This is a genomic window from Bradyrhizobium sp., assembly GCF_049512235.1.
Taxonomy (GTDB): domain Bacteria; phylum Pseudomonadota; class Alphaproteobacteria; order Rhizobiales; family Xanthobacteraceae; genus Bradyrhizobium.
In genome coordinates this window covers 1-3,320 of record NZ_JBEKXH010000625.1, presented here as the reverse complement: position 1 = coordinate 3,320, position 3,320 = coordinate 1, and the positions used below count along the sequence as shown (strand labels likewise).

The window sequence follows — 3,320 nt, the reverse complement described above, 5'->3', positions numbered from 1 at the left end:
CCCATCGGCCCCCGAAATGCAACGGCCTCAGCCCGGGGGTGCGGGCTGAGGCCGTCATTCCATCGGATGCTTGGGGGGCACCATGCATCCGGTAGCCCGTCACTAAGTTACCACGGCGAGATCGGTTCCCAATGAAATGGCCTGAGTGCCGTGAAGCCGCGCCGAGGGCAAAGAAACGGCCAAAAGCACCTCAACCCGGGCGAAACCGGATCGGCTCCGCGCGGCGTGAAAGAACCAACGACGGCTACTGGCCGGAAAAAGCCGGCGGCTGCGGCGGTGCCACCTCGCCAGTGGCGTTCACGGCTGGGAGGTGCGCTGCTGGCGATGGTTGCTGACTGGCGACAAGAATTTGGGAACCCAACACGAAGGTCATCAACAGAACATAGACCCACCATGGCCGCGATTTGATCATGGCGCCGAGGTTGTCCGGCGTCGGGCCCGATGCAGGATTGCCGGCAGGCGTTCGTGGCAGCAAAGCGATCAAGCGCGTCGCAACCGCCCGTGCGTCCGGCCGCGCCCAGGCATTGCCGGGCAGCGTTTCAATCAGCGCGGTTAATCTGTCGACCGCGGTTTTTCCGGGCAACTCGGCCAGCTTGGCGGCCTCCTGCCAGGGATCGAGGTCGGACCGCGCCAGTCCGGAAAGGACACTCACCTGCATGCCGTTGCCGTCCTCGCCGATCGAGGCAAAGAGAAAGGCGTCGAATTCCGCTCTCAGCGCGGAACCTGGTACGGCGCGGATCGTCACAGCCACGAGGATAGCCTCCATTCCGGAACGCGCCGCTCGTCGCTTTTCGAACGGTTCGATCGGCATGCTATCGGACGAAAGACGGGCAGGTCAGGATCGGAAACTACCTAGGCGCAAAGCACCTACCGACGCGAGCAGCGGCGTCAATCCCCGATCGAAGGCCGCCGATATGTTTACTTGTGGCTCCTCCGGCAGGACGCCAGCAAGCCATCTCTTAAACGCAGCATTGCCGAGTAGGTATATTCCGAATCTACTACAGCGGCGCTGCCCGCTCTATTCTCCCTGGCGTAACGGAGAAGGAGAAGGCCAACATGTACATGTCTGGTGAGAGCCTGGTGATCATACTTCTGGTGGGCCTCGTCGCCGGATGGCTGGCCGGCCAAATCGTGCAAGGCACCGGCTTCGGGCTCATTGGCGATTTGATGATCGGCGTCATCGGAGCTTTCATCGGCGGCTGGCTGCTGCCGCAACTCGGTATCCAGCTTGGCTCAGGCATTGTCTCGGCAATCATCGACGCCACCATCGGCGCCTTGATCCTTTTATTGATTATGCGGCTGGTTCGGGGTGGGACTGGATGGCGGGCCAGGTTGCGAAGGGGCTGGAGCAGCCGGTGGTAGTGTGATCGACAACCCGTTGCAGCGCAGACGTCGACAACAGCGATCCTGTCTTGATTCTTTCCTTCTGAAAGGCGCAAATCATGTTTACGGAATCTTACCTTCTGTATCTCACCCCGGCCCTGCTGATAGTCGCCTTGATTCTGATCGGCGCGAGCGTGAGGATCCTGCGCGAATACGAGCGGGCGGTCGTTTTCACGCTCGGGCGGTTCCAGAGGGTCAAGGGGCCCGGCCTCGTGCTGTTGATTCCATTCATCCAGGAGATGGTCAAAGTGGATTTGCGCATCCAGGTCATCGAAATACCCACTCAGGACGTCATTTCCCACGATAATGTTTCAATGAAGGTCGACGCGGTACTCTACTTCAACGTCGTCAATCCCGAACGGGCCATCATTCAGGTTCAGCACTACCTTCCGGCCACCAACATGCTGGCGCAGACGACCCTGCGCGCGGTGCTGGGCCAGCATGAACTCGACGAGATGCTTTCGGAGCGGAAGAAGCTCAGCACCGACGTTCAGAGCATTATCGACAGCCAAACCGAGAACTGGGGGATCAAGGTCAGCAACGTCGAGATCAGAACCGTCGAGCTCACCGAAAACATGGTACGCGCCATCGCCAAGCAGGCAGAAGCCGAACGCGACCGCCGCGCCAAGATCATCCATGCCGAAGCCGAGTTCCAGGCCGCGCAGACCCTTGTCAACGCCGCCAAGATCCTTTCGAGCATTCCGGCCGCCATGCAGCTGCGTTACCTGCAGACCCTGGCCGAGATCGGCGCGGAGCAGAATTCGACCGTCGTCTTTCCAATGCCCATCGACATCATCAAGCCGTTCCTTGAGCTGATCGAAAAGCCCGGCAAGGCCGCAGGCACCAATGGCGCCAGCATCGGCCCCATCGCAAAAGACACGCCGCTGAACGCGTGAGATATACTGACCTCATTCCCTGATCACTTGTGGGATGGGGTAGAATGACCAGATCGGACGCATGTCCGAACTGGTCACGAACCCATCGCAGCGGCGCAATTGGTGGGTTTCGCGAAGAGCTCAACCCACCCTACGATGGATGCAATAGCTGCGACACGGCGTTGAGCAGGTCGGGCTTCTCAAAGGGCTTCAGCAGCACTCGATCAGCCCCGAAATCCTGCCCGCGCAGAGCGTCCCGCGAGCCGCCGCTGTTCGGATCGCCACCGGTGATGGCGAGGAAGCGCGTTTTGGGCGACCGCGCCTTTCCATCCCGGATGACATCGGTCCCTTTTGAGCCCGGCATCCAGATATCCGTGATCACCAGATCGAACGATGAATCCCTGAGCAGCCGGAGTCCTCGATCTCCATCCTGTGCGCTCGTCACCTCATGACCGGCGCCTTGCAGGACGATCCTCAGCGAAAGCAACACCGCCGGAACATCTTCAATTACCAGTATCGATGCCATTGTCCGATTCTCCGTTATGTCCAGGTATCAGGATGGTCACGGTTGTTCCGCAACCCGGCTCGCTTGCAAGCGCAATCGTCGCGCCCATCTCGCGGACTAGGCCATAGACGACGGGCAGCCCGAGCCCCGTCCCCTGTCCAACCGGCTTGGTGGTGAAGAACGGTTCGAAGGCGCGATCCAGCGTCGCCTGGTCCATGCCGCGGCCGTTATCAATCACCAGCAATCGAACCAGGCTGGTTGGCTGCCCTGTCTCTCCTTGTTCAGGTCCGCGCACATCCTGTTCCAGAGCGATCGTCAGTTCGCCCTGACCGTTCATTGCCGCGGCGGCATTGATCGCGAGATTCAGGAGTATCTGGGCGAAGGTGGTCCGGTTGATCCGGACCAGGGGTAGCGAGCCCTCAATTCGGAGCGAAACGACAACACCGGGCGGAACGGCCTGCCGCACGATCGGCAGGCTGTCGTGCAGCAGCACGAGCGGATCATGGATTTCCGTACTTGATGCCGTCGGCCTGGAGAACGCCAGCATATCTCGAATG

The 3,320-nt window shown here is 60.5% G+C and carries 5 protein-coding genes; 2 read left to right on the top strand and 3 right to left on the bottom strand.

Annotated elements, in window-relative coordinates:
* Positions 1-244: 244 nt before the first annotated feature.
* Positions 245-751, bottom strand: a complete 507-nt coding sequence (locus ABSG20_RS32955; protein ID WP_423868627.1) for a hypothetical protein — start codon at positions 749-751, stop codon at positions 245-247.
* A gap of 305 nt (positions 752-1,056) precedes the next feature.
* Here ABSG20_RS32955 and ABSG20_RS32950 point away from each other — a divergent pair, with 305 nt between their 5' ends.
* Positions 1,057-1,362, top strand: a complete 306-nt coding sequence (locus ABSG20_RS32950; RefSeq protein WP_423868626.1) for a GlsB/YeaQ/YmgE family stress response membrane protein — start codon at positions 1,057-1,059, stop codon at positions 1,360-1,362.
* A gap of 80 nt (positions 1,363-1,442) precedes the next feature.
* Positions 1,443-2,279: a slipin family protein gene (locus tag ABSG20_RS32945; RefSeq protein ID WP_423868625.1), complete on the top strand. Its 837-nt coding sequence runs from the start codon at positions 1,443-1,445 to the stop codon at positions 2,277-2,279.
* 130 nt (positions 2,280-2,409) lie between these two features.
* On the opposite strand, the gene ABSG20_RS32940 is transcribed toward ABSG20_RS32945, so the two are convergent.
* The gene (locus tag ABSG20_RS32940; RefSeq protein WP_423868624.1) at positions 2,410-2,784 is read right to left on the bottom strand and encodes a response regulator; all 375 of its coding nucleotides are present in this window, start codon (positions 2,782-2,784) and stop codon (positions 2,410-2,412) included.
* The coding region (locus tag ABSG20_RS32935) for a sensor histidine kinase (RefSeq protein WP_423868623.1) at positions 2,762-3,320 on the bottom strand (559 nt) is incomplete at its 5' end. The genes ABSG20_RS32935 and ABSG20_RS32940, both read right to left, overlap by 23 nt.